This is a genomic window from Methanomassiliicoccales archaeon (genome assembly GCA_026394395.1).
Classification (GTDB): domain Archaea; phylum Thermoplasmatota; class Thermoplasmata; order Methanomassiliicoccales; family UBA472; genus UBA472.
This window is the reverse complement of sequence record JAPKYK010000002.1, coordinates 80,966-107,627: the sequence shown is the minus strand read 5'-3', so window position 1 is coordinate 107,627 and position 26,662 is coordinate 80,966. Positions and strand designations below refer to the sequence as shown.

Genomic DNA, 26,662 nt, shown 5'->3' with positions numbered 1-26,662 from the left:
AAATTGCATCTTGGGAACTTTGATAGAAATTATAATTGATACTGAATTCTTCCGCACCCCATATTTTGCTACTGTTGTCAATGCGTAACTGGTAAGAGACAAAATCTCCTTCTATATATGCATTGCCAAGATCACCAGTCACCCAGGTGCCGCTTTCCGACTTATATCCAACAAAGTATTCAGCCGGATCGCCTTGCCCGGAGCTAGAGTTCACACCGAACTGCATCACTGTGATGAGCCCGGCACTTATCATAAAGACCGCAATCAAAATAGAGGCGATCTTACCTAGATTAATACGATTATCTGCATCGTCACTAGCACTCATGTTCTCGTCCCCCCCATTGATGATTCAATCTCAAACATCGACGGTGCATCTATTGCGAAGATTGATCTTACAACTTATTGGTCAGTAGGTCGTCTGTAAGTGATTGAATTGTTGATGAATTACGAAGATATGGATATATAATTGTTATTATCAGCGTTGATAATTTAATAAACCTCATTCTTCATTGAGCGTATGTTACTTACCCAGTATTTTTTATTGTGATTTAATATAATTTTAAAAGTTCAATTGTTCCATTATTGTTCTCAATTTTGAATATAAGCTAATTTCGGTAATTTATTGTCTATTTATTATTTATTATATAAATATATTATTAAATAGTGATAAATGACCGGTCTTGTTCATTTTCTAAAATTTAAGGTGCTTTGCGAATAAAGTTTTTATAATCGGATTGGTTGCACTGATTCAGAATGGTTTGACGGCCATCGCGGCGGGGATACGCCTGGTCTCGTCCGATCCCAGAAGCTAAGCCCGCCCGCGTTCTCCGTTGTACTGTGGTGCGCGAGCCCACGGGAAGCCTGGAACGCTGTCAGCCATTCTACTTCATTTTCTTTTATCATATCATTCTACACATAGGATTAATATTGAACAAAACCTAGTGCCCTCCAAGATGTAAGGTGATAGTGCTGGATACTAACATCGTTCTCCTTGTCGTCCTCTTTATACTCTTGCTATTCGTAATCTATTTCGAGCTGCGCTTCATGCGCACCCGGAACAAGGAGTACGTGGCCAGGAACATAGTAAAAGACGATGCTTACAATTGCATCGCCACCACCAGGTCCATAGCGACGTCCTTGAAGGAGAAGGGCAGGGACACCAAAGAGGCCGAGGCCATCATCCTGCAGGCCGAACAATCTTACCGCCGCAACAATTTCCTGCCGGCCAAGGAATTGGCCTTGAGAGCCCGCGACGTGCTGATCAAGTCCCCTACGGTGATATTGGATGTACCTGTTACGAAACCGTCTGAGCCTGAACCGACGGAGGAGGAGCACAAGACGGTGCACGAGGTCAAGAAGCTGGAACTGAACTTGATCGAGTCGCGCTTCATCATCAACGCCTGTCGCGACCGGTTGGCCGAGGAGGAGAGGTCGGGAAAGGACTTGGGGGATGCGAAAGCCCATCTGTGCTTGGCCGAGGAGTGCTATTCGGACAATAGATATAACGACGCCCTTAAGGAAGGGCTCAAGGCCAGGAAGCTTTTGGGGGACTCTCCGGAATCCATTGAGGCCAAGGCGGACGTACATCTGATCAAGGTGCCCAAGCCGGAGAGTAAGTGTCCAAAGTGCCAGGCCATCACCGCCCAGGACGACCAGTTCTGTCGCAAGTGCGGAGCTCCGTTGGGATCGCCGCGGACCTGCGCCTATTGCCAGGCCGAGCTTGCCGCCGGCGACGCCTTCTGCCCTAAGTGCGGGCGGCAGGTGTGACCGTCCAACTTCCGATGTTGAAAGATTAATAGCGGGAGACGGATTATCTTGAAGCAGATGATACTGGTCAAATTGGGTGGCAGCGTGATAACTGACAAAGGGCGGTACCGCACCTTCGACCGCGACACTACGCTAAGGCTCGCCTCGGAGATCGCCGCGTCCGGGCAGAAAGTGATGCTGGTGCACGGGGCGGGCTCCTTCGGGCACATGCTTGCCAAGGAGAACCGCCTGCATTTGGGCATCACTGAACCTTCCCAGCTCATCGGGGCGGCCAAGGTCATGGCCGACGTCCGAGAGCTGGACCTGGAGGTTTCCCGCTGCCTGACGGAGAGCGGGATCGCCGTGGTCCCCTTGCCGCCGGTCTCCTGCGCCGTCATGAAGGACGGCGCCCTCGAGCGTCTGGACCTGGGCGTCTTCAAGAGATACCTGGAGATGGGCATGGTCCCCCTTACCTTCGGGGACGTGGTATGGGATGCAAAGCGGGGGTTGAGCATCTGCTCCGGCGATCAGCTGATGACCGCCCTGGTCCGCGAGTTCCGTCCTGAGAAGGTCGTGTTCGTCACCGACGTCGACGGCGTCTACACCTCCGATCCGACCAAGGACCCGGGGGCCAGGCTGATCGAGAAGGTGGACAAGGCAGTTCTAGACGCCCTTCCACGCACCGAGAGGAACGTTGATGTCACCGGCAGCATATTCGCCAAGATACAGCATATGATAGACATGGCCGGGATGACCGGAGAGTGCCTGGTCCTGAACGGAAAGGCCCCCGGCAGGCTGGAGTCAGCGTTGCGCGGCGAGCGTGTCGTGGCCTCCAGGGTGGTGAGCGGCAAATGAAGAAGATCGAGCGCAGGAAATCGGACCACATCGACATCGCCCTGAGACAGAAGGTAGTTCCGGACTACGATTATTGGTCGGACGTGCAGCTGGTGCATCAGGCGCTGCCGGAGGTGGACATGGATGACCTCGACACCTCGGTGACCCTGTTCGGCAAGAGGCTGGACTTTCCTCTGGTGGTCACCGCCATCACCGGCGGCTTCCCGCAGGCCGAGAAGATCAACCGTAACTTGGCCGAGGCCTGCGCTAAGATGGGCATCGGGTTAGGGGTGGGCAGCCAGAGGCCGGCCATCGAGCACGGCGATGACGGTTCCTATTCCGTGGTGAAAGAATACGATGTGCCTCTGGTGATCGGTAACATTGGCGCTCCTCAGCTGGTCAAGCAGAAACGAAAGAAACCGTTCTCCGTGGAGGACGTGGTCAAGGCCAAGGAGATCATCGGGGCGAACATCATGGCCATCCATCTGAACTTCCTGCAGGAGGTCGTGCAGCCCGATGGCGACGTCAACGCCAAGGGATGCCTGGACGGCATCCGGTCCCTGGCGAAAGAGCTGCCTTGCATGGTGAAGGAGACCGGCGCCGGGATATCCCGGGAGACCGCCCTGCAGTTGAAGGGCACGGGAATACGAGGGCTGGACGTGGCCGGAGTGGGCGGTACAAGCTTCGCCGCGGTGGAGATGTACCGGGCCGAAGCCCAGGGGAATTCCGTGGCCAGTGCCCTGGGCATGACCTTCTTCGATTGGGGGGTCCCCGCCCCGGCGGCGGTCATCGAGGCCGATGTCGGACTGGAGATGATCGTCAGTGGGGGAGTGGACGACGGACTGCGCATGGCCAAGGGCATATCCTTAGGCGCAAGCTCCGCCGGATGCGCTCGCTCCCTATTGGCCGAGGCCTTGGACTCCAGCGAAAAGGTCGTGGCTAAACTAGAACGAATGAAGGCCGAGTTCAAGGCCGCCATGTTCCTCACCGGCTGCGCCAAGGTGGCCGAACTGAGGCAAAAGCGGGTCATCGTAAGCGGACGGACGGCCGACTGGCTTACCGCCGAGTAGGTGATGTTCATGGACCACAGCAAGAGAACGAGGGAAATGGTCAAGGAGATAGACCAGGCCCTTCTCGGGTACGTCAACTACGGCAGTCACGAGAAGCTCATCAAAGCGATGAGGCATTACCCGGAGGCGGGCGGGAAGCGCATGCGACCCCTAATGGCCATGCTGACCGCCGAGGCCGTGGGCGGCCGGGGAAAGGCGGCCTTGCCGTACGGTTGCGCCCTGGAGATCATCCATAATTTCACTTTGGTTCATGATGACGTCATCGACCAGGACTCGGTACGGCGGGGGATCCCGGCGGTGCACGTCGCCTTCGACATACCTACGGCCATCATCGCCGGGGACGCCTTGTTCGCCCGGGCCTACGAGATGCTGGCCGACATTGACGTGAACGGCGAGGAGCTCAGGCGCCTGCTGCGCATCGTCTCTATCACCGTCTTCCTAGTGGCCGAGGGTCAGCAGATCGACGTGGACAATGAGGACAAACCGGAGGTATCCCGCGAAGAGTACCTGGGAATGGTGGAGAAGAAGACCGCCGTGCTGTTCGCCTGCGCTGCCGAGGGCGGCGCCATCATCGGGCGGGGGACGGATAAGCAGATCGCCTCCATGAAGGAGTACGCCCGGCTGCTGGGCATCGGGTTCCAGATCTGGGACGACGTGCTGGGGATCAAGGGCGACGCCAAGAGGACCGGCAAGCCGGTGGGCAGCGACATCCGGAACGGCAAGCGCACCCTCATCGTCGTCGACGCCCTGGAACGATTGGAGAAGGATCCCCGGAAAAGCGTGCTGACGTCCGCCCTGGGCAACGCCCAGGCCACCGACGCCGAGGTCAACGCCGCCATAAAGCTGCTGGAGGACATCGGTTCGATAGAGCACGCCCGCCTTTTCGCTTTGGACTACGCCAAGAGGGCCAAGGACCTGCTCTCCTGCCTGAAGGACTCCACAGAGAAGGAGATGCTGCGGGAGATGGTGGACTACGCCGTCGGAAGGGACATCTGAGGTTCGGCCTCGATTCCATTATCGGTAAGGTAGAAGACGGCGTTCCGACCCTCGGCCAGATGACGATGCTTCATCAGCACCGCTCTCCTCTTCCCGGGAGCGACCCTATCCAGACGGATGATGGTCTTGGCGTTATGGTGCAGGACGTTCCCCCCCAGGGCCTCGAAGGTCCCGGTCTCCACGTCGGTGTAGACCTGGGAGGTGACCACCACCGGGACGTTGCGTCTCCGGGCCAGGGTCAGCAGTTTGGCGCTCTGGCCTGAAAGTACGCGCCGCTCCGCGCGCTCCTCGTCCTTGCTTGCTAAACGGTAAAACATGGTGATGGAATCGACCACCATCAACCCGACCTCGGAGTTCCCCTCGACCAGCTTGATGGCCTGGGTGATCATGCGGTCTTGGTCGTCCAGGCTGTGCACCTCGCTCACAAGGACCTCCTTCAGCACTTTCTCCTGCTCCTCCCCGGACATCTGCTTTAGACGTTGTAGCGAGATTCCCTCGCTGTCCACGAAAACCGTCTTCTTTCCCTGCAAGGCCAGGTTCCTGGCCAAGGTCAGGCAGAGGTTGGTCTTGCCGGTCCCGGCCTCCCCGTACAAAAGGGTGAGGCATCCGCTCTCCACTCCCCCGTCGAGCATTTCGTCTAAAGGCGCACATTGGAAGGGGACCAGGACGACGTCCTGCAAGTTCACTCCCTCTTCTTTTGTTCCGGGTCTTCCATCTGTTCCAATTTGTAGGATCCAGGCTCCGAGTCCCGGCCGCGCTTGGCGAAATAGAAGGGGATGGCTATCAGGCCTCCGAGGACTAAGATAATCACGGCCGCCAGAAAAGCGATTACCACAATTATGATGATGGCCGCCAGCAGCCATTCGAGATAGAGGAGGGCCAGTAAGGCCACGGCTATCATGGCGATTATGAGCAACGCCATTATGGTGGCGTCCTTGCCGTGCGAGCCCAATGTATCAGCTCCGGTTAGGCAGGTAGGGGACCAGGGAATTGGCCAGCTTGGACATGGTCATGGACTGCATGATCACCTTTCCCGGACCGGTGAGGGTGGTGACGAACAGCCCTTCTCCGCCGAACAGGGCGGTCTTGATCCCCAGGCTTTGGATGTCGTACTGCACGCTGCTCTCCCAGGCCGCCACGTTGGCCGTGGAGACCTTCATCACCTGCCCCGGCGCCAGGTTGTACTCGATGAAGTCGCCGCAGCCGGCGATGAAGACCGTCCCGTCCCCTGTCACCTTCTGCAATATCAGGCCTTCGCCGCCGAACAGCGCCGCGCCGAACTTCCTTTGGAAGGCTATGTCCAGGAGCACGTTGTCCTCCGCGGCCAGGAAGGCAGTCTTCTGCAGGAGCCATTGCTTCCCTCCCCGCAGGTCCAAGGCTATTATCTTCCCTGGAACGCTGCCACCAAAGCCCACCAGGCCGGTGCCGCCCTCGACGGAGAAATTGGTGACGAAGAAGGACTCCCCGGTCATGGCCCGTTTCAGGCCGGAGAACACGCCGCCCTTGGCCTTGGTCTCCAGTCTTACGTTCCCGCTCATGTAGAGCATACTTCCAGCCTCAGAGTAGATGACCTCCCCGGGCCCGAACTCGATGTTCACGAACTGCAGGTTGTCCCCTGTGATGTTGAACCTCATATGCTCCCCAGTGGTGGTTACCAACTTGGTCGTATATCCACTTTCTCGGCGGTGAGCCTGCGGTCAGTCTGACCGTAGTGCCAAAGGACTGCTTCGGCCCGGGGGATCAGGGTCTCATGACCCCCGATAATGACGATCTATTCCCTTTCACCGCCCCCCGGCTCGGACAGCGGGAGTTCCTCCGGGACGCGCGGGAGTGCATGTCCTCGGGCAAGGTGCTGGTAGCCCACGCCCCCACCGGGCTGGGGAAGACAGCCGTGGCCTTGAGCGCCGCCCTCGAATCATCGCTGAGGACCGGGGGCAGGACGGTGTTCCTGACCCCCAGGCAATCGCAGCATCGGGCGGTGGTGGAGACGGTGAAGATGTTCCCTCGCCACATCCAGATGGTGGACCTGCTGTCCAGGGAAAGCATGTGCCCGTTCGGCTCCTCCCCGCCCTGCCTGGCCGACCGGCGCTGCCACCTACAGGCGGACGGGCGCATGGCCCGGTGCGCCCGGGAGGTGCTGCAACGGCCCTTGCACGCCCAGGAGCTCATCGCCCTGAGCTTGAGACGAGGGACATGCCCCTATCTGACCGCCCGTCTGGCGCTGAACGGGGCCGACCTCATCGTCGGTGATTTCTCCCGGGCCTTCGGGGACCTGCCAGACGTCCTACGTTTCCAGGGATGCTCCCGCCCACAGAACCTGGTGGTGGACGAGGCCCACAACCTGCCATCGCGCATAATGGACGCCTTCAGCAAGGAGCTGACGGTCCGATCAGACGAAGGGCTCGATAGGGTGTGGAAGGACATGCTGTCCCGGGGGCATCGAGTGATACCTGTGGGGGAGCTACGCTCCTGCCTTGATTCCGTGGGGCTGCCGGAGCCGGAGGAGCTGGCGGAGAGCGAGGAGTTCGTGAACGATTGGATGCGCTTCGGCGACGCTAGCGTGCGCTTGGCTTTTCCTTCCGACGGTAAGATATCGATGCGCTTCCTGGAGCCCTCCCTGGTGGTGCAGAACGTGCTGAAGTATTGCGCTGGAGCCCTGTTCATGAGCGGTACCCTTCATCCGCCCGAGGTCTACGCCGCCCGCATGGGCCTGGAAGGCAGCGTGTGCCGTTCCTACTCTTCCCCGTTCGACCCGGAGCGGCGCCTGGCTATCGTCGTCCCGGAGGTGGGTACGCGCTATCGCGAACGCTGTCGGGAGAGGACGGCGGCCATGGCCCATTGCCTGGCCAGATTGAGCGATGCCGTCCCTGGCAACGTCATGGTCTTCCTGCCATCCTATTCGTTCCTCTCGGCAGTGCATCGCGACCTAAGGGGGATAAAAGGACGCAAACAGCTGCTTGCTGAGCGCCCCGGATTGTCCAAGGGGGAGAAGGACGGACTGGTGCAGAGGCTGCTGGGGCGGCGGGAGGTGCTCATGCTCTGCAACATCCACGGTTCGTTCTCCGAGGGGGTGGACTTCCCTCCCGGATGCCTCGCGGCGGTCATGGTGGCCGGACTGCCGATACCCCCGCCTTCCCTGGAGCGCAAGGAGATGCTCTCTCGGACCTCGAAGAAGCTGGGGCAGGACAAGGCCAGGACCTACCTGGACACCTACGAGGCGCTAAGCAAGGTACTGCAGGCCTGCGGCCGGGCCATAAGGCGGGAGGAGGACCGGGCGGCGGTGCTGCTGCTTGACCCGAGGTATCTGGAAGAAAAGGTGACCAGGCTGCTGCCCCCGGACCTGAGGTTCTCCGAGGGGGACCCGGTGGCCCTGCTGAGGGATTTCTTCGCCCCGGAGCCGCCGACCTATTGGTCGCCGCTGGCGGAAAGTGAAAGGATAATAACGGGGCATTGACTTTACTCAGTCCGTGCAAGTGCTGAGAAAAGGGGCGGAGGCCGAGATCCGCCGGGACACGTGGATGGGGCGCCAGGTGCTGGTGAAGAGCAGGGTTCCCAAAACCTACCGACATCCCGAGCTGGACCGGACCCTGCGGGCCCAGCGCACCCGGACCGAGGCCCGTCTGTTGCAGGAGGCCCGGGAGTGCGGCGTTCCCACCCCGATAGTCTACGACATCGATCTGGCGAAGGCCGAGCTGTGGATGCAGGAGATAGATGGCCCGAGGGTGAAGGACGCGTTGTCCACCGCCTCCGCCGAAGAGGTTGAGAACGTGTGCCAAGAGATAGGCAGGATGGTGGCCAGGCTGCACACTCACGGCATGACGCACGGGGACCTTACCACCTCGAACATGATACTGGAAAGGGGGAGGGTCTGGTTCATCGACCTCTCGCTGGGGGCCAAGGCCGCCAGCCTAGAGGAGATGGGCGTGGACATGCACTTGCTGCGGGAAGCGTTCCAGTCCGCCCATTCTGAGATGATGTACGCTTACGACATCATAGCTGATACTTACGTTAGGGAGTTCCCCCGAGGTCACGAGGTCCTTCTGAAGGTCAAGGAGATAGAGGAGAGGGGGCGTTACGCTTGAAGCTGGGATTGGTGACCGGGAACCCGCACAAGCTGCAGGAATACCGCCACAGCCTATCATCGCTGGGCGTGGAGGTCTTTCACCTTCCGGTGGAGTGCGACGAGATACAGGCGGACACCTTGCATGAGGTGGTCCTGGCCTGCCTGGCACAGCTCAAACGGGAGGGCCATCGCAACTTCATGCTGGACGACTCTGGCCTGTTCGTGCCCTCGCTCAACGATTTCCCGGGAGTGTACTCGGCCTACGTCATGGACACCCTCGGCTGTCAGGGGATGCTTAGGTTGCTGGAGGGGCGGGACCGCCGGGCCCGCTTCGAGTGCTGCATCGGGGTCAGCTCCGAGGAGCTGGGGGAGTTCACCGTCATCGGCGTGTCCCCTGGGCGCATAATCGGCGAGGAGCGGGGGAAGGGTGGCTTCGGCTACGATCCCATATTCGTTCCGGACGGCCATTCGCTCACCTTTGCCGAGATGGACCTGGGAGTGAAGAACGAATGCTCCCACCGGGGCCGGGCCATGGCCGAACTGGCCGCGCAGATCAAGGTGAGGATGGAGGGAAGGAGATGAAGGTCAGGGGAAACAATATCGTGGTCACGGGATGCGCTGGTTTCATTGGCAGCCACCTTACGGACGCGCTCATGGAGCAGGGGAACCAGGTGGTAGGAGTGGACAACCTCAGCGCGGGAAAGAAGGTCTTCCTAGAGGATGCGGAGGGGTACAAGGACTTCCGTTTCGTCCAGGCCGACCTGCTGAAGGACGACCTGAGGCCGATATTCAAGGGAGCGGACATGGTATTCCACATGGCCGCCAACCCAGACGTGCGCTCCGGGGCCAAGGACACCTTGTCCCATTTCCAGCAGAACATAGAGGTCACCTACCGGGTGCTGGAGGCCATGCGGGAGCTGAAGATTAGCAATCTCGTCTTCCCTTCCACGTCCACCGTCTACGGCGAGACCACGGTCATCCCTACTCCCGAGGATTACGGCCCGCTGGTGCCCATATCGGTGTACGGCGCCACCAAGCTGTCCTGCGAGGCGCTGATCTGCTCCTACGCCCATTCCTTCGACATGCAGGCGGTCATATTCCGCTTCGCCAACGTCGTCGGCACCCGCAGCACGCACAACGTGCTGCACGACTTCGTAGCCAAGTTGCGTCTGGACCCCACGCGCCTGGAGATATTGGGAGCTGAACCGGGGACCGTGAAATCGTACGTGCACGTGGACGATTGCGTGCGCGGCCTCGTCCTCGGAACGGAGTACGCCCGCAACAAGGTGGAAATATTCAATCTGGGCTCCGCGGACGCCTTCACCGTGAAGGCGATAGCGGACGCGGTCACCGAGGCCATGGGGCTGAAGGGCGTCAGATACGAATGGACCGGCGGGGTCCAGGGCGGGCGGGGTTGGATCGGCGATGTCAAGAGCATGCTGCTGTCCTCCGACAAACTGCGTTCGTACGGCTGGGACCCGTCCATGAACAGCAAGCAGGCCATCAAGACGGCGGTGCGGGAGATCCTGGCGCATCGTGATTAGAACGTCAGCCCTTCGACGGTCTCTCCGGTGACGTCTATCGTCCTGACCCAGTCGCCATCCTCAAAGTTCCAGTTCTCCCCTCCGCCGTCGCCGACGGGCACAGAGGCGGCGGGATAGCCTCCGACGTAAGGCATGCCCACCGTGTCGATCACCAGCCAGAACCCTAGCTCGTCCTCCATCCAATGGACCGGTACCTCGTTCCCATAGTAGTCCTGGATGTTCCCCTTGACCTCCTGCATGTCCGAGGTGTTGTTGCCTATATAGACCGTGGGGAACGCGTGTCCGGTTATCAGATTGACCCGGCAATCGCCGCCGAGAACGGTTACCAGTGAGGCCAAAAGGATGGCCTGGTCCTCGCAATCGCCGGTGCCGAGGGCAATGGTCTCCGAGGCCGATTGCCAGTGGTTGTCCTCGTCCTCGGCGTACGTTATTGTGGAGCTGACCAGTTCGAACGCCTTGATTATCTGGAGGACGCTAAAATTGCCTGGGGCTGCTGTCAGCACCAGGTCCGCCAGTACCTGTACGGCCTCGAAGTTTATCAGCTCGTTGACCTTGTTGTAATAGCCGATTGGGTTCTTCTCTACGTCCCGTCCTTGAAGGTCTTCTTCAGGAAGGACATTGATCGCAATGCTCTCGACAGGCAACTCCCCTTTGTTGTACCATAATGAACCGTCGTTAGAGGATACCCACAGGTCCATGGAGATAAGGAATGAGACCGTACCATTTATACCAGGTCCGGCTAGATAAAGCTCCCCCATGCCTGCGGTGTCCCCGGACCCCACCAGCTTGGAGCAGTTCACGGAAAAGGTAGCGTTCCCTCCTTCCCACGTGACGCTGTATGAGCGAACGTACAGATCGTTTATGCCGTTGTTCTCGATCAGCAGTTCCACGACCCCGCCGAACTCTTCGAACATGGGCGTGTAACTGATCCAGGGGGTCAGGTGCGCCGGGAAATCCATACCGCTGAGGGGGCCGGGCAGGTCCTCGTCGCGGACGATGACCGTCACCGCGGGGGCGTTCAGGTCGTTTTCGGTGAAACCCTGGGGGTCCTGGGCGATGCCTCCCAGCAGGAACAACGCGAGAAGCATGACCACCACGATCACGGCGATCGCCCCCAGCACCAGGCCCTTTTTCATGCCAGGTATTTGGACTACTGGGTTAATAATGTCTTGCCAGCTTAGGCAATTATTTATTACCGGACACTCCATCCCGCCGCCGAGGGGCCGTGGGGTAGCTTGGTCCATCCTTCGGGCTTTGGGAGCCTGAGACTCCGATTCAAATTCGGACGGCCTCACCTTATTTCTCTTTATTTCTCTTTTTTTATTGGCGCTCGGATCCGTTGAAAAACATAATATGATAAGGGTACGGGAAGGGAGTCCTTTCCAGATGGCCATGGTCCGTCAGCAAATCTTATTTAGCTCTCCGGGAGCATGGGGAGGGCATGACCGAAGACCTCCTGGGCAAGCCCTTCCCAGACTGGACCATGATAAATGAGATCGGCCAGGAGGTGCGCCTCAGCGAGCAGTGGGCGGAAGGGAGCGTCCTATTGCTTATTTTCTCCTCCTCCTTCGGGTTCGTGTGCAACCTGGAGATGCTGACCTTCACGGCCATGCACAAGGCCTTCGATGAGGCCAACTGCCGCATCTTCGGAGTGAGCAATGATTCCCAGCGTTCCCTGGGCGCGTACAGCGAGAACCTGAAGATGTCCTTCCACCTGCTCAGCGACGATGGGGCGCGGCTGGCTAGGCTCCTGAACGCCATGGAGGCCGATGATGGCCCCTGGCCTGGATTTCCCAAGCGCTCCGAGTTCCTGATCGATCGCCATGGGATACTCCGTTACATGCACATACCTCCAGACTCCAACTGGGAGCCCGATTACGATGAGGTGCTGGCCGAGGCCCGTAAACTGGCTAAGGAAAATTTATAACCGCACCGGGAAGTTTGTATACTGATGGATCTCGAACGCATGCCGGCCGTTGGCCAGAAGGCCCTAGACTTCGAGCTGCCGGACGACATGGGGAAGCCGGTGCGGCTCAGCGAGACGACGAGGAAGGGTGTGGTCCTGCTCCTGTTCTATCCGGCCGATTTTGGGATGATATGCTCGATCCAGATGGGAGAGCTACGGGACTCCTTCCCGGAGATTGAGGCCTCCGACATCCAGATCCTGCCTGTCTCCACCAACAGTGTGCGGTCCCATTCCGCCTGGAGGGAGTCCATGAAACTGCCTTTCTCGCTGCTGGCCGATGAGGATGGGCGGGTGACGGCCTCATACGCGATAGACTGCGACGATGACTCCTGGTTCAAGAACCGAGCCTGCCGGGGAGCCTTCGTCATCGATCGGGACATGACCGTACAGTACCGTTGGATACCGTCCAACCCTCACGTTGGTCCGGACACCCAGGCGCTATTGGATGAGGCTCGCTCTGTCACTTCTCGACGCTGACCAGACGTCCGATGCGCAACTGTCCAGAATCCCGGGAGTAGCGTGATACCACATCCGTGGGCTGAAGCCTCTGATGGTGCATGGGAGAGTCCAGGACCAGGGTCTCGTACTCCCCGCCCTCTCCGGAAATGTTGATGCCCTTCTCCAAGGACAATTTGACGAGCTCGCTTAAAGCCTTCTGGTCCAGTTCCCGGTCGAGCCAAGATCCGTCCAGTCCCTCGGCGAAGACCCCGACGATGATGATCTTCAGCCCTGACGACAGCATGTCCTCGATGAGGGTCCGCTGGTCCTTGCGCCACAGCGGCGAGAAGACCTTGAGCCCGAGGGACTCGCACACCCCGTTGATGCGGTCCCATTGGTAATCGGAGGCGATGGCCCCGGTGACCACGCCCTCCACATCCAACCCGAACAGGGCCTTCCTGAGAGATGCCAGGTCTTCGTCCTCTCCTCCACTGGAGGGGACGGCGATGAGGTCCTTCTCCATGGCCTTGGCCATCTCCGGCAGGTGTTCCAGGTTCAGGGTGTGGAACACCCATGAATGAGGATCGGATGGAACGACGGTTACCAAGCACGTTATCTCGTGTCCGGACTGCTCCATGAGGTACGCGGCGTAAGTGGAATCCTTACCCCCAGAGAAAAGGCAGGCCAAGCGCATGAACCAGGAAGTGCCTTGGAGCTTATAATCGATGCGCCGTGGAAGGATTGAAATCGAATCCATGCTATAACCCAACAGGAGCGACCATGCCACTGCACTGCCCCCGTTGCAACAAGAACATCGACAAGGCCAAGGTCAAGGAGATCGACGCCCAGCTCATGAGCACCTTCCAGAACGATTCCCTGAGGCAGGGGTTGTGCCCGGTGTGCAGGACGCCGCTCATAGACACCGAGAAGAAGGTGAAGTGATGAGGATCGACGAGATGAGCTCCACCGCCTTCGCCCAGGCGGTGAGGGCGGACCCCATAGTGTTCTTGCCCATAGGCGCCATAGAGGCACATGGGCCCCACCTTCCACTAGGTACGGACACCTTCCAGCCGGAGTTCGTGGTCAACGCGGTCAGCGAGCGCCTGGAAGGCCTGGTGGCACCCACCATAAATTACGGGCAGCATTCCTCGACCCGCAACTTTCCCGGGACGATAGACATAAGCTTCGACACCCTACGTTCCCTAGTACTCGACGTGCTTGCCGCGCTTCAGAGGAACGGCGTACGGAAGGTAGTGGTGGTCTCAGGTCACCTGGGCTCAGTGCACCGCGCCGCCATCAAGTTGGCCTGCGAATCCTCGGCACGTCAAGGGCTTAAGGTCATGATGCTGAGCGATTATGAGCTGGCGTACCTTAAGAAGGCCGATGTGTGCGAGGGGTTGCCGGACGGGCACGGAGGCATCGTGGAAACGTCCCGGATGATAGATATCCGACCCGACCTGGTCTCTGCCGATCGAACGGCCGGGGTGTTCGTAGATAGCCATTTCATGATCCATCCCGACCCGGAGCGATGCCTGCCGCAGGGTTTCGGTGGTGACGCCCGGCTCGCCTCAAAGGAGAAGGGCCGGTTGGTAAATGAGTACGTCATAGACACTCTCATTGAGCTGGTGCGTAAGAACTTCGAGGGTTAGGATGAGCGAAAAGAAGCGGTTGGCAGCGGAGAAGGCTGTGGAGCTGGTGCAGGACGGGATGAAGGTGGGGCTGGGGACCGGAAGCACCGCTTACTTCGCCATAGAGGCCATCGGGAGGCTGGTGAAGGATGGTTTCAACATACTCGCTGTTCCCACCTCTATCGCCAGCGAAAGGCAGGCCCGCGAGCTGAAGATACCGCTAGCGACATTGGATGAGACAGGGACCCTCGACATCACCATCGACGGGGCCGACGAGGTGGACGACAACCTTGACCTCATCAAAGGCATGGGCGGCGCCCTGTTGAGAGAGAAGATCGTGGCGCATTCGACGCGCATGCAGGTCATCGTGGTGGACGATTCTAAAATGGTCCATGTGCTAGGGACCAAGTTCCCTCTGCCTGTGGAGGTGGTGCAGTTCTCCCATGGACGCACACGCATGTACATGGAGGAGCTAGGATGCCGGGCGGAGCTGCGCGGGGGGAACGTCCCGTTCGTCACCGACAACGGCAACTACATCTACTATCTGCATTTTGAACATGGGATCAAGGACCCGTACGAGCTGCAGCGGAAGCTCAAGGACATCCCGGGAGTGGTCGAGACAGGACTGTTCCTGAAAATGGCCAAGAAGGTCGTGGTGGCCTCAGAAGATGGAATAAGGGTTATGGAAAGGGTTTGATCAGGGGTTTAAGGACAGCGCCTTGAGCTGGTCGATGTTCTTTTCGATCGACTCCATCCGCTTCCTCTCTTCCTTCTCCAGCGTCTCGATGATCTTGTCGAAGGGTATGGCCAGCTTATAGGCGTGCACCGGGCGGCCCTTGCCCTCCTTTTTGATGTCCCGCTTTATGACCCACTTCCTGCGCCGCAGCTCCTGCATAGCGATGGAAACCTCGGGCTGCCTCAGAGCGGTCATGATCTCTATTTCGACAGATGTCGTTTCCTCTTTCTTGCGCAAGAACGCCAAGGTTTTGGCAACGTTCTTCGGCATTCCCGTGTTCACTAGAAGATCGACCAGCGACTCGTCCTTTTTATTGAAGCCCTTGTCGGCCATATTGATGCACCCTTTTTCTCATTTATAAATACATATCAATTATTAATTGATGGATATATATCCTTTTCTATTTCCCCATTATTTTATATTGCTGGCTATTCTACTGGCCAATAACATTTTCTCCCTTCTGGACAAAAATGTCATTCAATATATAATATGAGGGAATTAGCGGAAAAAGGAGACTTATATTATAAGCTTTTGTTGGATATATTTAGGAATCCGTTGAAATCGCACTGACGAAAATTTTGCATCGACCACATTAGTGTGGATGGTCTCAATACAGCGGCGTTCGATTACAGTCCTGAAAAATATCCTTGTCTGAGAGCGCGGTCCCGATGATTCGTATAGCAATTGACGATTATCCATTTGGAGCATATATCGCCATTCGATCGAACACGCCACCCAGCATTCCCAGGAGCATATTTGCCCTTGCTAAGGGTTTAAATATAGATTGAGTATTAAGGCAGTTTTGCTCCAAAGGGATGTATATTATGAAGTTGCCCAGGTCCATCAAGACTTACTGTCCAACTTGCAAGACTCACACCGATCATGAGGTCGAGAGGGTTAAGAAGAGGAAGGCCAGCGAGATGAAGTGGGGTCAGAGAAGGTTCCGCAGGGCCACCGCCGGTTACGGTGGTTTCCCCAGGCCAAAGCCTGAAGGACGCGAAAAGCCCACCAAGAGGGTCTCTCTCCGATACCGCTGTAAGAAGTGCAAGAAGGCCCATCAGAAAGCATGCATCCGGGCCAAGAAGTTCGAAATTGTGGGTGAGTGATCCCATGGCAACCACTGGAAAGTTCATAAAGGTAAAGTGTCAGGATTGCGGAAACGAGCAGATCACTTACAAGAAGCCGGCCATGAACGTGGCCTGCGCTGTGTGCGGCTCCACCCTGGTCAAGTCCCGAGGAGGCGAGGGAGAGATCAAGGGAGAGCTGCTTGAGGTGGTCGACTAATGTCAAAGGTCAGCGAGTTCCCCGACGAAGGGGAGCTCGTGGTCTGCACTGTTCAGAGCGTAAAGAACTTCGGAGCGTTCGTAACGCTCGACGAATACGGCGACAAGGAAGGCTTCATTCACGTACGTGATGTGGCCACTGGCTGGGTAAAGTACATACGCGATTACGTTCGCGAGGGCCAGAAGGTCGTCTGCAAGGTTCTGGGTGTGGACTCGACCAAGGGACATATCGACCTATCATTGAAATCCGTTAACGAACACCAGCGCCGGGAAAAGGTCCAGCAATGGAAGAACGAGACCAAGGCCGAGAAGTTGCTGGAGATAGTGGCCTCGCGACTGGAGAAGACCTTGGACCAGTGTTGGGAAGAGTTCGGCCTGGACCTGGTCGACAAGTTCGGAACGCTCTATGGCGCCTTTGAGAGCTGCGCCATGGACGAGAACGCCCTGGAGGATGTGGAACTATCCGGGGACTGGACCGGGACATTGGTTGAGGTGGCCAAGGAGAACGTCACCCCGCCCTTCGTTCAGATAGCTGGCATATTAGAGCTGCGGTCCCCGGCCTCCGACGGTGTGGACCGCATCAAGTCCGCCCTGAAGAAGGGTAAGGACTCCTCGGATGAGTCCTTGGAGATTCAGTACATCGGTGCGCCGCGCTACCGGATGGTCATGACCGCCCCCGATTATAAGATGGCCGAGGAGGCCTTGAAGGTGGTCACCAACTTGATCATCGTTGATATCAAGGAATCCGGCGGCGATGGACAGTTCCACCGGGAAAGCAAGTGACGGTGTCGCTTCAATAATGATTTATCAATGGGCACGTCTTATCGTGACCTGTAGGTATCGTAACATGAAGACCACTCTGAGGCTATGCGAGAAGTGCCGCGAGTACACTCTCAAGGACACCTGCCCTAGATGTGGTGCGTTTACCTTGGTGCCGATTCCTTCGCGCTTTTCCCCGGACGACAGGTACGGGGAGTATCGCCGGAAGGCGCGCCAGGAACAAGGTGATTGAGATGGATAGCGTCATAATGGTCATGCATGAGCGCCCCGAGCTGAAAGCCCCGGTGCTGATCGAGGGACTTCCAGGCGTGGGCAACGTAGGCAAGCTGGCGGCCGAACATCTGGTCGAGCAAGTGAAGGCTGTCAAGTTCGCCGATATATTCTCCAAGCACTTCCCGCCGCAGGTGCTGCTGGACGATGACGGAGTGATCCGCCTGGTCAACAACGAATTGCATTATTACCGGGGAGAAGGCGACCGGCCGGACATCATCGTGCTCACCGGGGACTACCAGGGCATGACCCCGGACGGCCAGTACGAGCTGTCAAGCCACGCCATCCAGGTCTGCAAGGAGCTGGGCGTCAGCCGCATCTACACCCTCGGCGGGTACGGTATCGGCAGGATAGTGGAAGCCCCGCGGGTGCTGGGCGCCGTGACCGACATAAAGCTCTGCGAAGAGATGGTCAAGCACGGAGTGGTGTTCTCGAAGGGCGAACCGGGCAGCGGCATCGTAGGCGCGTCCGGACTGATGCTGGGACTGGGGAAGATGGAAGGCCTGGAGGCGGTATGCCTGATGGGCGAGACATCTGGCTACTTCGTCGACCCGAAAGGAGCGGAGGCAGTGCTCAAGGTCCTGATGTCCCTCCTGCACATCGACATCGATCTGAAGGCGTTGACGGAGAAGGCCGAGCAGATCGACCTCATTACCAACAAGCTCAAGGAGGCCGAGACCGCTGAGGCGCCCAAGCGCGAGGATCTCGGCTACATCGGCTAAACCTTTTAATTTTTTAGAAAAAAAAATGAGGGGAGGTTACTGGGGGGGAACCTCGGGCCTGACTAGGTGCATCCCATCCCTTCCTGGACAGGCTATTTCCTCAAATACCGCTCTTCGTAGGCTTCCATCTCCGCCAGTACTTTTTCGGCCTCCTCCATCTTCTTCAGCTTGTCGGTGACCAGGTCGAGGCGGGCGTATATGAAATCCCGGACGGCAGCCCTGATGGCTTCGGATCTGGAGGGATAATCGTCTACCTCGACCAGGAAATCCAGGGCTCGGATATGCCTGGCGGGTAATCGCAGCGTGACCTTCTCCAGGTCGCCTTCGTCCATCGCCATTTCCTGACAACAGGGGTCGTTTAGACCTCTTTTGTCTGACAACATTATGACTCGGTCCCTATATAATGGTTTTTTTAGGGGGCCGACCGAAGAGTGGCGATTCCAGATGTAAAAATGGATGTCCGACCTTGTCTTATTGTACAATAATTGATAAATACGCTATCAGTATTATGGTGGCTTACACCCGACTTAGCTCAGTCTGGCTAGAGCGGCTGACTGTAGTGGGATACCGGCATGCCGGTCCTCAGCCGCCGATATCAGCAGGTGCCCGGTTCAAATCCGGGAGTCGGGACCACCTTTTTCCTCAACCGCGTGCCTTGACTATCTGGTCCATGGCCTTCTGAGCGTCCTCGAGCACCTTTGCCTCGTCGAGGGTCAGGGACCGACGGTCGCTGATCACGACCTTCCCGTCGCACAGCACCGTCCGCACATCTCCCCGGCTGGCGGCGTACACTAGGTTGGATACGACGTTCTCGGGCGTGACCGGCCGGAGCGCGGGCGAACGGGCGTCCATGAGCACAATGTCGGCCCGCTTGCCGACCTCGATCGAACCGAGCTGGTCCGCCATGCCGATGGCCTTGGCCGCGTTGATCGTGGCGAAGTCCAAGGCCTCCTGTGCCGTGACCACCGTGGGATCCCAGCGGCTGGACTTCTGCAGCAAGGCCAGAGTCTTCATCTCCCCGAACAGGTCCAGGGAATTGTTGGTCGTCGAACCATCCGTTCCCACGGTGACGTTCACCCCTTCCCGCAGCATTTCTGGTATGGGAGCCACTCCGCCGGTGGCCAACTTCATGTTGGAGACCGGACAGGTGGAGATAGATGCGCCGGCCTTCCCCAGCGCCCGTACTTCCTTTATGGTCAGCCAGGCGGCGTGGGCCGCCAAGCAGCGATGGTTGAGGAACCCGATGGAGTTGAGCCAATCGGCCGGGCGCTCCCCGGTCTTGGCCTTGTGGTCGTAGACCTCCTTCCTCGTCTCCGACAGATGGAAGGTCATCAGCGCGCCGGTGCGGTCGGAGAACTCCTTGGAGCGCATGCACGTCTCCTCGGAGCAGACATACACACCTTGCAGCCCCATTCCCGGAATTATGTTCCGGTCCCCGGCGAACTGAGCGTGGAACCGCTTGCAGTTGTCCAGCGGGACGCCGTTCTGAGTGGTGAACTCCTGGTCCAGGACCGCCCAGCAGAGCACGCCGCGCATTCCGGCCTCCTTCACCGCCCTGGCTATCACGTCCTGGGAGTAGTACAGGTCCACGAAGGTGGTCGTCCCTCCCAAGAGCATTTCCAGACACCCCAAACGGGAGCCGGCCAGCAGGTCGAACTCCTGGCGGTCGGAATCGATGGCGAAGACCCGGTCCAGGAACTTAGAGAAGGGCAGGTCGTCGACCATCCCCTTCATGACCGTCATGGCCACGTGGGCGTGGGTGTTTATGAGGCCGGGAAGCACTGGAGCGCCTCCGGCGTCGATTATCTGGTCCGCCCCTCTTCTCACCGAGCCTATCTCGGTGATCTTACCGTCCTCTACCATCACGTCCCCTTTCAGGACCCTCCTTTCCTTGTCCTGGGTGACGATCATGCCGTTCCTGATCAGAACGCTCTTAGCCATCGTGTGTGGAACGCCATCGAGCCATAATAATTGTATGGAGGCCGAGGGCAAGTTTGATTTGCCCAAAGGGCATGGGGATTTTACATCTTTGACGATGATGACGGAAGGGGTACCGTGACCAAACTCATCTTCCTGGGCACCGGCGGCGGAAGGTTCTCCACCATATACCAGATAAGGTCCACCGGTGGTCTGTACGTTCAGGACGGTCTTAATCTGCACATCGATCCCGGCCCCTCGGCGGCGCATCAGATGCACCGCATGAAGCTGGACCCGGCCAAGACCGACGCCGTGCTCATCTCCCATTGCCATCCGGACCATTACACCGATGCCGAGGTCATGATAGAGGGCATGTCCCGGGGAGGCCTGAAGAAGCGAGGTGCCCTATTGGCTAGCCGCTCCGTGCTGGAGGGCCAGCAATTGCACGGACCGGCCATTTCCAAATATCACCGTTCATTGCTCGGTCGGATCGAGATGGCCGAGGCGGGCGGAGAGGTCAGCTTGGAAGACATGCGCATACGGTTCACCGCCACCAAGCACAGCGATCCCACCGGGGTGGGCTTTTCCATCCAGACCAGCAGCGGGCTGGTGTCCTACGTCAGCGATACCGAGCTGGACGAACAGGTCACCAGGCAGCAGGAGGGGAGCCGGGTCCTGGTCCTGCCCCTCACTCGCCCCTGGGGCGCGCGCATACCCAACCACCTATGCACCGAGGACGCCCTCGAGTTCGTCAAGGAGATCGGACCGGAGATGGCCATATTGACCCATTTCGGGGCTAAGATCATTCATGCCGGAGCGGACAAGCAGGCGACCATGATCGAGAAGGGAACGGGAGTGCGTACCGTGGCCGCCGAAGACCTCATGACGGTGCAGCTGGGCAAGAGCATCAGGGTGCACAGATCATGGAACAATTATTAGTTAGTTATTTGTAGTAGAACATACATAGAATAGTTTGCAGCGCAAAGAGGCCGGTGCTCTTCCTCCCTATAGTTTTGAATCCCCACCGCCCGGCCCGCTGCGGTTTTTCTTCCCCAAAAAAAGATAATGCTCTCCCTCCATGCCCAATCCATGTCCCTGGAGGAAAAGGTGCTGCTCCGGCTAAGGCCGAACGAGGAGGTGCAGACCAGCCTAGGCCAGGCGGTGAAGGACCTGCAGTCCCGCACCACCAAGGCCATCTTCAGGACCGGGCTACCCCTCGAGACCATGCTGGTAGGTTCGGTGGCCAAAGGAACTTACGTAGGAAGGCCGGACATCGACCTCTTCGTCCTCTTCCCCCCTGAGGTGGAAAGGAGCGTCTTGGAGAAGGTCGGTCTGAAGATAGGGAAGGACGTGCTCAACGGGGAGACCCACTATGCCGAGCACCCCTACACCCACGGGTCCTTCCAAAGATTCGAGGTGGACCTGGTACCCTGCTACAAGATTGCTGATCCCAGCAAGCTCCGTTCGGCCGTGGACCGGACCCCGTTCCACACCCGATACGTACTGGGAAGATTGGGGGACGATCAGAGGGACCAGGTGCGTCTGCTCAAGCAGTTCATGAAGGGAATAGGCGTGTACGGCGCCGAGGCCAGAGTACAGGGGTTCTCGGGCTATCTTACAGAACTGCTCACGCTCGGCCATGGCGATTTCGCCGCGGTCCTCAAGGAGGCGGCCGATTGGCGCCCAGGTCTGGTCCTGAGCGTTGATGGTGAAAAGAAGGGCGGCGGTGAGGCACCGATGACCTTCGCCGACCCCGTGGACGCCAAGCGCAACGTGGCCTCGGCGTTGTCCCTGGATTGCCTGGCCTTGTTCATTCACGCCTGCCGGGAATATCTGAAGCGGCCGGACGAACGGTTCTTCTTTCCCCGGGAAAGACCGGTGTGGGAGCTGAGGGACATCCGGAAGGCCTTCAGCGTCAGGGGGACGTCCCCGTTCGTAGTGGTACTGGAGCGACCGGACCTGGTGGACGACAATCTCTATCCGCAGGTCCAACGGACCCTGCAGGGTCTGAAGAAGTTGCTCGAGTCTAACGACTTCAAGGTCCTGGACCAATCCTATTTAGTGGGCAAGGACGTGCGCTTGGCCTTCGAGCTGGAAAGCTCGATGCTGCCGGAGGGAAGGCTGCACCAGGGTCCCCCGGCCTGGACCGCGAACGCGGATGAATTCCTCGATAAATGGCGCGACAGAGGACTGGGACAGCCGTTCCTTTCAGAGGGATGCTGGAATGTCTTTATCGAACGGGCTTTCCGTACTCCGGACTCCTTGCTGTCGCAGAATGGGGGGAAGGCCGCCCTGGGCAACGATTTCCGCGATCTGTCGGAAATGCGCTGTTACGCCAAAACGAAGGCCTTCCGTGCGGATAACCGTCCAGTTCTGACCATAATAGTAGATAAAAGGGAGAACTGGAGGGTTTAAACGACCTGCACCGACATGTTGAGCGTCTCCACGTTCCCGACGTCGTCGGTGGCGGAGATGACGATGCTGTATGTGCCTGTGTCGACGAAGGTATGAACGATCTCGTATCGTCCGTTGGAACCCTCGGTCATATTCCAGGTATTGCCTCCTGAACCTGATATGGTGAACTGGACCAGGGATAGGGCGCCGTTGTCGGTCACGGTGGCGTTGAAGGTGATGGCCTGATCCTCGGGCACGCTGTTGAATGGCTTGGTCAGCTGGGCGTTTCCGTTCCAGACCTGCATGTCGCTGATCTCCGGGTTAATAGTATCGCCAAAAGGAGGGTTGAGCAGTAGTATCCAAATTCCCAGCGCCAGGAAGAAGAACAGGACCCCGTTGCCTAGCCAGGTCTTGTTCTCCACCGTGCTGATGTCCAGAGGCATTATCCGGATTATGTTCTTAAGAACAACGGCCCCGGCGATGATTATCAGTAGACCGATGGCGAAGGTAATATCGGTCGTTAGATAGGCCACAATGCCGAACAGCACTGCTAATGCTGCGGTGATCAGGACGGTCTTGGTGACGGTCAGGTCCTTCTCCAAGAACTCCCTCTCATTGAAGTCCGGAGGTATGAAGTTGTATTCCTCCTTGACTTCTGGCTCCTTCTTTTTCTTCTGGGCCATGGTCTCCCCTAAACATAACTCGGTAATAAATCCTTTTAATCGGGGTAAGACCGATTGTAACAACTAACGTTTAATGAGTATGTGATGATAGGTGATTAAGTCGATTCACTTTCGACCATCCCCCAAACACCTTTTTAATATGTCGGAAGATAAGGAAAGGTAGGTGCAGACATGGCGAACGCCAACATTGAAGAGTTGCCTGGAGTAGGACCCGCAACTGCCGATAAGCTTAGAGAAGCTGGATATACTAATCTAATGACCATCGCGGTGGAGTCGCCCAAGACCTTGGCCGACACCTGCGACATTGGCGAGGCGACCGCCATCAAGATCATCGATGCCGCCAAGAAGGCCGCCGATGTAGGAGGATTCGAACCGGGCGATGTCATCCTGGAAAGGAGAAAGAACCTGAGCCGGTTGACCACGGGTTCGAAGGCCTTCGATGAGCTTCTTGGAAACGGCCTGGAATCCCAAGCCATAACCGAGTTCTATGGAGAGTTCGGCAGCGGAAAGACACAGATATGCTTCCAGTTGGCCGTCAACGCTACTCTACCGAAGGAGAAGGGGGGGCTCGACGGTGACGTGGTCATGATCGACACCGAGAACACCTTCCGCCCGGAAAGGATCGTTCAGATGGCCAATGCTCTGGATTTGGACCCGGAAGAGGTCCTGAAGCGCATACATGTCGCCCGCGCTTACAATTCCTCGCACCAGATGCTCCTGGTGGAAAAAGCCTTAGAGGTTAGCAAGATCAGCCCGGTCAAGCTGATGATCGTAGATTCTCTGACAGCCCACTTCCGTGCCGAGTTCGTTGGGCGCGGTACATTGGCCGAGAGGCAGGGATTGTTGAACAAACATATGCACGAGCTCCTGAGCTTCGCCGAGGTCAACAACGCGGTGATAGCGGTCACTAACCAGGTATCGGCCAAGCCGGACGCCTTCTTCGGCGACCCGACGAGGCCTGTGGGCGGCCACATAGTAGGACACGCTTCAACTTACAGGGTCTACCTGAGGAAGAGCAAGGGTAACCGCAGGATCGCTAGGCTCATCGATTCCCCGGACCGGCCGGAGGCGGAAGTGGTCATCACTGTGTCTGAGGAAGGCGTGAGGGATTAGAAGCCCTCATGCCCCATGCCACGGTCCTGTTCGAGCTTTCGGGGGAGCATCCCACCTTACCTCGAGCGGAGGTCCTGGCCTGTTTGGGCGCGGAGTCCACTGGTTTCCGTGAAAAGGAATCCGGCCAGGGATTCCTCGTCGCTGAATGCGACCAGGGCAGCGTATCGACGATAGCCGGACGGTTGGCCCTGACGCACCGCTTAGGACGATACCTCGGAAGCGCACATCTGGAAGACCTAGAGAAGGCGGTTCCCGACCTTCAGCTACCTGAGGGGACGCTCTGCGTTCGGGCCAAGACGGTGGAGGGATTGCATCCCGAGGTCGACACCTTCGGGCTGGCCAAGAAGGTCGGCTACCTGCTCGCCGCTGATCACCGCATAGACCTGTCCTCGCCGGACATCCGCCTGAGGCTGTTGCTATCAGACCGTATACATTTCTTTATCGAGGACCGTGAGATAGACCGGAAGCAGTTCGAAAAACGCAAGGTAGCTGAGCGGCCGTTCTTCTCGCCCATATCTCTTCATCCGCGCTATGCCCGGGCGCTGGTGAACCTCACCGGGGCGAGGAAGGGAGACGTGCTTCTGGACCCCTTCTGCGGTACCGGCGGCATAGTGCTGGAGGCGGCCTTGTTAGGATTGAAGGCCGTGGGATCGGACATAGACCCGGAGATGGTCGAGGGCTGCCAACGCAACCTGGAGCATTTTGGGGTTCACGACGTCAGAGTTGAGGTTTCCGACGTGGGCGATATCGAAAGCAATTTCGCTCCGGTGGAGGCCGTGGCCACCGATCCCCCGTACGGTCGCGCGGCCAGCACCAAGAAGGAAGATATCGACAAGTTGTACTTCCGGGGCCTGCAGGCCATGACCGGGACGGTGGTCTGCGGAGGACGTATCGGGGTGGTGCTTCCCCGGCCGATCGAGGCAACTGGACTACAGCTCATGCAGAAGCACGAACAGCGGGTCCATCGTTCCCTGACCAGGCACTATCACCTGTTCATTCGACCTTGACGGTGTAGATTATCTCTTTGTCCAGATAAGTTGTGAGGTTGCTGTTCAGCGACGAGATCTCGATGAGCAGGTTCCAAGTAGCGTTGTCATCGCCTGGGGGCACGGTGATCTTCATGATGACCACGATGCCCTCGTTGTAGGGCACGAGAACTTCTAGCAGGTCGGTGGCGTTCCATTCAGGATCACCTTGCACAAAGAGCGAAACGCTCCAATTGCTGGGCACCTGCATGACGTTCATAGTTATGGTGGAGTTGGTGTTCCCGGTGTTGTTCACGTACATTGTCACATAAACGGAGGAACCGGACATCATGACCGTCTCGTTGCCCCCCGGCATCTCGATGTCGAAGGAGTGGTCGGGGGCTATCTCCACCAGGGGTATGGGGGAGAAGGTCACCAGCAATATGCCGAGGGCGAACACGCCCAGAACCTTCCTTTTCACGTCCAGCTTGGTTATGTCGTTGAGAGGGGCGGGATGCTTGAGCCCCAGGAAGACGATGAGCAGGGCGAACAGCAGCCAGCCACTGTAGTACATGCCCAGGACCAGCAGCAGGCCCACGGTAGCGTAGCTCAGGTACTTCGCCTTATCACCAAATAGTCCACGGGCCACGTGCCCACCGTCCAACTGTCCTGCCGGCAGAAGGTTGATGGCTGTTACCAGGAAGCCCACCCAGGCGGCAAAGGCCGTGGGGTGCAGGGTGACGTTCTCCGGCAACGGAATGAACAGGGTGAGCAGGGCGTACAGGGGCTGGACCATTATGGCCACCGCTCCGCTGTCGCCCACCATGCCGGTGGAGGGCTCTCCCATGGAGGTCAACCACAGGCCGATGAGGGTCACCGGAATGGCGACCAGCAACCCACCGATGGGACCGGCCGCCCCGATCTCCACCAGGGACTTCCGGTCGGGAATGGGGTCCCGTATGGAGATGAAGGCGCCAAAGGTGCCCAGTGGTGGAATGGAAGGGATGAAGAACGGAAGTGAGGCGGCCAAGCCGCATCTTTTCGCTGCCAGGTAATGGCTAAGCTCGTGCGTGCCCAGGATGGCCATCAAGGGAAGAGCGAAGAACAGACCGCCCCAGAGGTAGTTCTCCAGGCGCATCAGGTCATTGTTGCCGGCGTAGGAAGCCCAGAGCACCGCCCCGGCAATGATGGTGGTGATGAGCGTGATGATCAGGAGAATGCCGTTCAGCCAAAGCCCGCGGGTTCTCATCTCCGGACGCTTGACCACGCTGATGGTGTACTCCCCGCCCGAATATTTGAGGATGGGAATCATCATGCGGCCCTTGAGCTCCCCTCGAAGCTTGTCGAACCTCTGGTCCAGAGTGGATAGATCGGGGGAGACGAAGAAGGTAAGGGCGTCGTAGCTCACCCTGACATCGTATATCGGGAAGTACTTCGACACGGCGGCCTTGATCGATTCGACCTCCGCCGCTGGTTCACGGGTGGCCATGGGTTCCTTATTTCAGGAAGGGTTA

The 26,662-nt window shown here is 58.2% G+C and carries 32 protein-coding genes, 2 tRNA genes and 1 rRNA gene; 25 read left to right on the top strand and 10 right to left on the bottom strand.

Annotation, left to right across the window (positions count from 1 at the left end; all coding sequences use genetic code 11):
• Positions 1-757: 757 nt before the first annotated feature.
• From rrf to NT131_02945, 5 genes are all read left to right on the top strand, one after another.
• A 5S ribosomal RNA gene (gene rrf, locus NT131_02965) occupies positions 758-878 on the top strand.
• An 82-nt stretch (positions 879-960) separates the two neighbouring features.
• A complete protein-coding gene (locus NT131_02960) occupies positions 961-1,767 on the top strand; it encodes a zinc ribbon domain-containing protein (GenBank protein ID MCX6650603.1) in 807 nt (268 codons plus the stop codon).
• A 57-nt stretch (positions 1,768-1,824) separates the two neighbouring features.
• Entirely contained in the window at positions 1,825-2,601 is a 777-nt protein-coding gene (locus tag NT131_02955; protein ID MCX6650602.1) for an isopentenyl phosphate kinase, read from the top strand.
• On the top strand, positions 2,598-3,650 hold the full coding sequence (fni, locus tag NT131_02950; protein MCX6650601.1) for a type 2 isopentenyl-diphosphate Delta-isomerase: 1,053 nt from the start codon (positions 2,598-2,600) through the stop codon (positions 3,648-3,650). The genes NT131_02955 and fni overlap by 4 nt, the downstream gene beginning before the upstream one ends.
• Positions 3,651-3,659: 9 nt before the next feature.
• Positions 3,660-4,646, top strand: a complete 987-nt coding sequence (locus NT131_02945) for a polyprenyl synthetase family protein (GenBank protein ID MCX6650600.1) — start codon at positions 3,660-3,662, stop codon at positions 4,644-4,646.
• Here the strand turns inward: NT131_02945 and radB are convergent.
• The 3 genes from radB to NT131_02930 are packed head-to-tail and all read right to left on the bottom strand — an operon-like array spanning position 4,622 to position 6,280.
• Positions 4,622-5,326 carry a DNA repair and recombination protein RadB gene (gene radB / locus NT131_02940; GenBank protein MCX6650599.1) on the bottom strand — a complete coding sequence of 235 codons (705 nt, stop codon included), beginning with the start codon at positions 5,324-5,326 and terminating at the stop codon, positions 4,622-4,624. The genes NT131_02945 and radB overlap by 25 nt on opposite strands.
• A gap of 2 nt (positions 5,327-5,328) precedes the next feature.
• Positions 5,329-5,598, bottom strand: coding sequence for a hypothetical protein (locus tag NT131_02935; protein MCX6650598.1), 270 nt, complete (start codon positions 5,596-5,598; stop codon positions 5,329-5,331).
• Between the two features lie 4 nt (positions 5,599-5,602).
• On the bottom strand, positions 5,603-6,280 hold the full coding sequence (locus tag NT131_02930; protein ID MCX6650597.1) for a TIGR00266 family protein: 678 nt from the start codon (positions 6,278-6,280) through the stop codon (positions 5,603-5,605).
• A 116-nt stretch (positions 6,281-6,396) separates the two neighbouring features.
• On the opposite strand from NT131_02930, the gene NT131_02925 reads away from it, so the two are divergent.
• From NT131_02925 to NT131_02910, 4 genes are read left to right on the top strand one after another with little or no spacing between them, the layout of a single operon-like run.
• Positions 6,397-8,100, top strand: a complete 1,704-nt coding sequence (locus NT131_02925) for an ATP-dependent DNA helicase (protein ID MCX6650596.1) — start codon at positions 6,397-6,399, stop codon at positions 8,098-8,100.
• 13 nt (positions 8,101-8,113) lie between these two features.
• Positions 8,114-8,728, top strand: coding sequence for a KEOPS complex kinase/ATPase Bud32 (locus NT131_02920; protein ID MCX6650595.1), 615 nt, complete (start codon positions 8,114-8,116; stop codon positions 8,726-8,728).
• Positions 8,725-9,291, top strand: coding sequence for an RdgB/HAM1 family non-canonical purine NTP pyrophosphatase (gene rdgB, locus NT131_02915; protein MCX6650594.1), 567 nt, complete (start codon positions 8,725-8,727; stop codon positions 9,289-9,291). The genes NT131_02920 and rdgB overlap by 4 nt, the downstream gene beginning before the upstream one ends.
• On the top strand, positions 9,288-10,253 hold the full coding sequence (locus NT131_02910; protein MCX6650593.1) for an NAD-dependent epimerase/dehydratase family protein: 966 nt from the start codon (positions 9,288-9,290) through the stop codon (positions 10,251-10,253). The genes rdgB and NT131_02910 overlap by 4 nt, the downstream gene beginning before the upstream one ends.
• Here NT131_02910 and NT131_02905 read toward each other — a convergent pair.
• Entirely contained in the window at positions 10,250-11,389 is a 1,140-nt protein-coding gene (locus NT131_02905; protein ID MCX6650592.1) for a hypothetical protein, read from the bottom strand. The two genes, NT131_02910 and NT131_02905, sit on opposite strands and share 4 nt — an antisense overlap.
• Positions 11,390-11,472: 83 nt before the next feature.
• On the opposite strand from NT131_02905, the gene NT131_02900 reads away from it, so the two are divergent.
• From NT131_02900 to NT131_02890, 3 genes are all read left to right on the top strand, one after another.
• Positions 11,473-11,547: transfer RNA gene (locus NT131_02900), tRNA-Pro, on the top strand.
• 147 nt (positions 11,548-11,694) lie between these two features.
• A complete protein-coding gene (locus NT131_02895) occupies positions 11,695-12,180 on the top strand; it encodes a peroxiredoxin family protein (protein MCX6650591.1) in 486 nt (161 codons plus the stop codon).
• A gap of 24 nt (positions 12,181-12,204) precedes the next feature.
• A complete protein-coding gene (locus NT131_02890; protein MCX6650590.1) occupies positions 12,205-12,696 on the top strand; it encodes a redoxin domain-containing protein in 492 nt (163 codons plus the stop codon).
• On the opposite strand, the gene NT131_02885 is transcribed toward NT131_02890, so the two are convergent.
• Positions 12,680-13,414: a diphthine--ammonia ligase gene (locus NT131_02885; protein ID MCX6650589.1), complete on the bottom strand. Its 735-nt coding sequence runs from the start codon at positions 13,412-13,414 to the stop codon at positions 12,680-12,682. The two genes, NT131_02890 and NT131_02885, sit on opposite strands and share 17 nt — an antisense overlap.
• Positions 13,415-13,437: 23 nt before the next feature.
• Here NT131_02885 and NT131_02880 point away from each other — a divergent pair, with 23 nt between their 5' ends.
• The 3 genes from NT131_02880 to rpiA are packed head-to-tail and all read left to right on the top strand — an operon-like array spanning position 13,438 to position 14,982.
• Positions 13,438-13,599: a hypothetical protein gene (locus NT131_02880; protein MCX6650588.1), complete on the top strand. Its 162-nt coding sequence runs from the start codon at positions 13,438-13,440 to the stop codon at positions 13,597-13,599.
• Positions 13,599-14,306, top strand: coding sequence for a creatininase family protein (locus NT131_02875; GenBank protein ID MCX6650587.1), 708 nt, complete (start codon positions 13,599-13,601; stop codon positions 14,304-14,306). Before NT131_02880 ends, NT131_02875 begins: the two co-directional genes overlap by 1 nt.
• A 1-nt stretch (position 14,307) precedes the next feature.
• On the top strand, positions 14,308-14,982 hold the full coding sequence (gene rpiA / locus NT131_02870) for a ribose 5-phosphate isomerase A (GenBank protein MCX6650586.1): 675 nt from the start codon (positions 14,308-14,310) through the stop codon (positions 14,980-14,982).
• Here the strand turns inward: rpiA and NT131_02865 are convergent, their stop codons facing one another.
• Positions 14,983-15,354: an ArsR family transcriptional regulator gene (locus tag NT131_02865; protein ID MCX6650585.1), complete on the bottom strand. Its 372-nt coding sequence runs from the start codon at positions 15,352-15,354 to the stop codon at positions 14,983-14,985.
• Between the two features lie 491 nt (positions 15,355-15,845).
• On the opposite strand from NT131_02865, the gene NT131_02860 reads away from it, so the two are divergent.
• The 5 genes from NT131_02860 (at position 15,846) to NT131_02840 (ending at position 18,076) form a co-directional block, all read left to right on the top strand.
• Positions 15,846-16,127, top strand: coding sequence for a 50S ribosomal protein L44e (locus tag NT131_02860; protein MCX6650584.1), 282 nt, complete (start codon positions 15,846-15,848; stop codon positions 16,125-16,127).
• Positions 16,128-16,131: 4 nt separating this feature from the next.
• A complete protein-coding gene (locus tag NT131_02855) occupies positions 16,132-16,305 on the top strand; it encodes a 30S ribosomal protein S27e (protein ID MCX6650583.1) in 174 nt (57 codons plus the stop codon).
• Positions 16,305-17,087, top strand: coding sequence for a translation initiation factor IF-2 subunit alpha (locus tag NT131_02850; GenBank protein MCX6650582.1), 783 nt, complete (start codon positions 16,305-16,307; stop codon positions 17,085-17,087). The genes NT131_02855 and NT131_02850 overlap by 1 nt, the downstream gene beginning before the upstream one ends.
• Positions 17,088-17,151: 64 nt before the next feature.
• Complete coding sequence (locus NT131_02845) at positions 17,152-17,316, top strand: RNA-protein complex protein Nop10 (GenBank protein ID MCX6650581.1); 165 nt, start codon at positions 17,152-17,154, stop codon at positions 17,314-17,316.
• Position 17,317: 1 nt separating this feature from the next.
• Positions 17,318-18,076 (top strand): proteasome assembly chaperone family protein, encoded by a 759-nt coding sequence (locus tag NT131_02840; protein ID MCX6650580.1) that lies wholly within the window; start codon positions 17,318-17,320, stop codon positions 18,074-18,076.
• 92 nt (positions 18,077-18,168) lie between these two features.
• On the opposite strand, the gene NT131_02835 is transcribed toward NT131_02840, so the two are convergent.
• Positions 18,169-18,408, bottom strand: a complete 240-nt coding sequence (locus tag NT131_02835; protein ID MCX6650579.1) for a ribbon-helix-helix domain-containing protein — start codon at positions 18,406-18,408, stop codon at positions 18,169-18,171.
• A 189-nt stretch (positions 18,409-18,597) separates the two neighbouring features.
• Here NT131_02835 and NT131_02830 point away from each other — a divergent pair.
• A tRNA-Tyr gene (locus tag NT131_02830) sits at positions 18,598-18,709 on the top strand.
• Positions 18,710-18,718: 9 nt separating this feature from the next.
• Here NT131_02830 and NT131_02825 read toward each other — a convergent pair.
• Positions 18,719-20,017: an amidohydrolase family protein gene (locus NT131_02825; protein MCX6650578.1), complete on the bottom strand. Its 1,299-nt coding sequence runs from the start codon at positions 20,015-20,017 to the stop codon at positions 18,719-18,721.
• Positions 20,018-20,131: 114 nt separating this feature from the next.
• Here NT131_02825 and NT131_02820 point away from each other — a divergent pair, with 114 nt between their 5' ends.
• Positions 20,132-20,932: an MBL fold metallo-hydrolase gene (locus NT131_02820; protein ID MCX6650577.1), complete on the top strand. Its 801-nt coding sequence runs from the start codon at positions 20,132-20,134 to the stop codon at positions 20,930-20,932.
• A 150-nt stretch (positions 20,933-21,082) separates the two neighbouring features.
• Positions 21,083-22,408, top strand: coding sequence for a CCA tRNA nucleotidyltransferase (gene cca / locus NT131_02815; GenBank protein MCX6650576.1), 1,326 nt, complete (start codon positions 21,083-21,085; stop codon positions 22,406-22,408).
• On the opposite strand, the gene NT131_02810 is transcribed toward cca, so the two are convergent.
• The gene (locus tag NT131_02810) at positions 22,405-23,070 is read right to left on the bottom strand and encodes a hypothetical protein (protein ID MCX6650575.1); all 666 of its coding nucleotides are present in this window, start codon (positions 23,068-23,070) and stop codon (positions 22,405-22,407) included. The genes cca and NT131_02810 overlap by 4 nt on opposite strands.
• A 171-nt stretch (positions 23,071-23,241) precedes the next feature.
• On the opposite strand from NT131_02810, the gene radA reads away from it, so the two are divergent.
• Positions 23,242-24,183: a DNA repair and recombination protein RadA gene (gene radA, locus NT131_02805; protein MCX6650574.1), complete on the top strand. Its 942-nt coding sequence runs from the start codon at positions 23,242-23,244 to the stop codon at positions 24,181-24,183.
• 8 nt (positions 24,184-24,191) lie between these two features.
• Complete coding sequence (locus NT131_02800) at positions 24,192-25,190, top strand: methyltransferase domain-containing protein (protein MCX6650573.1); 999 nt, start codon at positions 24,192-24,194, stop codon at positions 25,188-25,190.
• Here the strand turns inward: NT131_02800 and NT131_02795 are convergent.
• Positions 25,177-26,637 (bottom strand): site-2 protease family protein, encoded by a 1,461-nt coding sequence (locus tag NT131_02795; GenBank protein MCX6650572.1) that lies wholly within the window; start codon positions 26,635-26,637, stop codon positions 25,177-25,179. The genes NT131_02800 and NT131_02795 overlap by 14 nt on opposite strands.
• Positions 26,638-26,662: the final 25 nt, after the last annotated feature.

Coding starts and splice junctions, on each gene's coding strand:
- fni (MCX6650601.1), top strand. CDS start 2,598: ATGAAGAAGATCGAGCGCAGGAAATCGGACCACATCGACATCGCCCTG.
- NT131_02860 (MCX6650584.1), top strand. CDS start 15,846: ATGAAGTTGCCCAGGTCCATCAAGACTTACTGTCCAACTTGCAAGACT.
- NT131_02835 (MCX6650579.1), bottom strand. CDS start 18,408: ATGGACGAAGGCGACCTGGAGAAGGTCACGCTGCGATTACCCGCCAGG.
- NT131_02880 (MCX6650588.1), top strand. CDS start 13,438: ATGCCACTGCACTGCCCCCGTTGCAACAAGAACATCGACAAGGCCAAG.
- NT131_02840 (MCX6650580.1), top strand. CDS start 17,318: ATGGATAGCGTCATAATGGTCATGCATGAGCGCCCCGAGCTGAAAGCC.
- cca (MCX6650576.1), top strand. CDS start 21,083: ATGTCCCTGGAGGAAAAGGTGCTGCTCCGGCTAAGGCCGAACGAGGAG.
- NT131_02890 (MCX6650590.1), top strand. CDS start 12,205: ATGGATCTCGAACGCATGCCGGCCGTTGGCCAGAAGGCCCTAGACTTC.
- NT131_02885 (MCX6650589.1), bottom strand. CDS start 13,414: ATGGATTCGATTTCAATCCTTCCACGGCGCATCGATTATAAGCTCCAA.
- NT131_02800 (MCX6650573.1), top strand. CDS start 24,192: ATGCCCCATGCCACGGTCCTGTTCGAGCTTTCGGGGGAGCATCCCACC.
- NT131_02910 (MCX6650593.1), top strand. CDS start 9,288: ATGAAGGTCAGGGGAAACAATATCGTGGTCACGGGATGCGCTGGTTTC.
- NT131_02930 (MCX6650597.1), bottom strand. CDS start 6,280: ATGAGGTTCAACATCACAGGGGACAACCTGCAGTTCGTGAACATCGAG.
- NT131_02795 (MCX6650572.1), bottom strand. CDS start 26,637: ATGGCCACCCGTGAACCAGCGGCGGAGGTCGAATCGATCAAGGCCGCC.
- rpiA (MCX6650586.1), top strand. CDS start 14,308: ATGAGCGAAAAGAAGCGGTTGGCAGCGGAGAAGGCTGTGGAGCTGGTG.
- NT131_02875 (MCX6650587.1), top strand. CDS start 13,599: ATGAGGATCGACGAGATGAGCTCCACCGCCTTCGCCCAGGCGGTGAGG.
- NT131_02855 (MCX6650583.1), top strand. CDS start 16,132: ATGGCAACCACTGGAAAGTTCATAAAGGTAAAGTGTCAGGATTGCGGA.
- radA (MCX6650574.1), top strand. CDS start 23,242: ATGGCGAACGCCAACATTGAAGAGTTGCCTGGAGTAGGACCCGCAACT.
- NT131_02925 (MCX6650596.1), top strand. CDS start 6,397: ATGACCCCCGATAATGACGATCTATTCCCTTTCACCGCCCCCCGGCTC.
- NT131_02825 (MCX6650578.1), bottom strand. CDS start 20,017: ATGGCTAAGAGCGTTCTGATCAGGAACGGCATGATCGTCACCCAGGAC.
- NT131_02955 (MCX6650602.1), top strand. CDS start 1,825: ATGATACTGGTCAAATTGGGTGGCAGCGTGATAACTGACAAAGGGCGG.
- NT131_02845 (MCX6650581.1), top strand. CDS start 17,152: ATGAAGACCACTCTGAGGCTATGCGAGAAGTGCCGCGAGTACACTCTC.
- NT131_02945 (MCX6650600.1), top strand. CDS start 3,660: ATGGACCACAGCAAGAGAACGAGGGAAATGGTCAAGGAGATAGACCAG.
- NT131_02850 (MCX6650582.1), top strand. CDS start 16,305: ATGTCAAAGGTCAGCGAGTTCCCCGACGAAGGGGAGCTCGTGGTCTGC.
- NT131_02865 (MCX6650585.1), bottom strand. CDS start 15,354: ATGGCCGACAAGGGCTTCAATAAAAAGGACGAGTCGCTGGTCGATCTT.
- NT131_02905 (MCX6650592.1), bottom strand. CDS start 11,389: ATGAAAAAGGGCCTGGTGCTGGGGGCGATCGCCGTGATCGTGGTGGTC.
- NT131_02895 (MCX6650591.1), top strand. CDS start 11,695: ATGACCGAAGACCTCCTGGGCAAGCCCTTCCCAGACTGGACCATGATA.
- NT131_02810 (MCX6650575.1), bottom strand. CDS start 23,070: ATGGCCCAGAAGAAAAAGAAGGAGCCAGAAGTCAAGGAGGAATACAAC.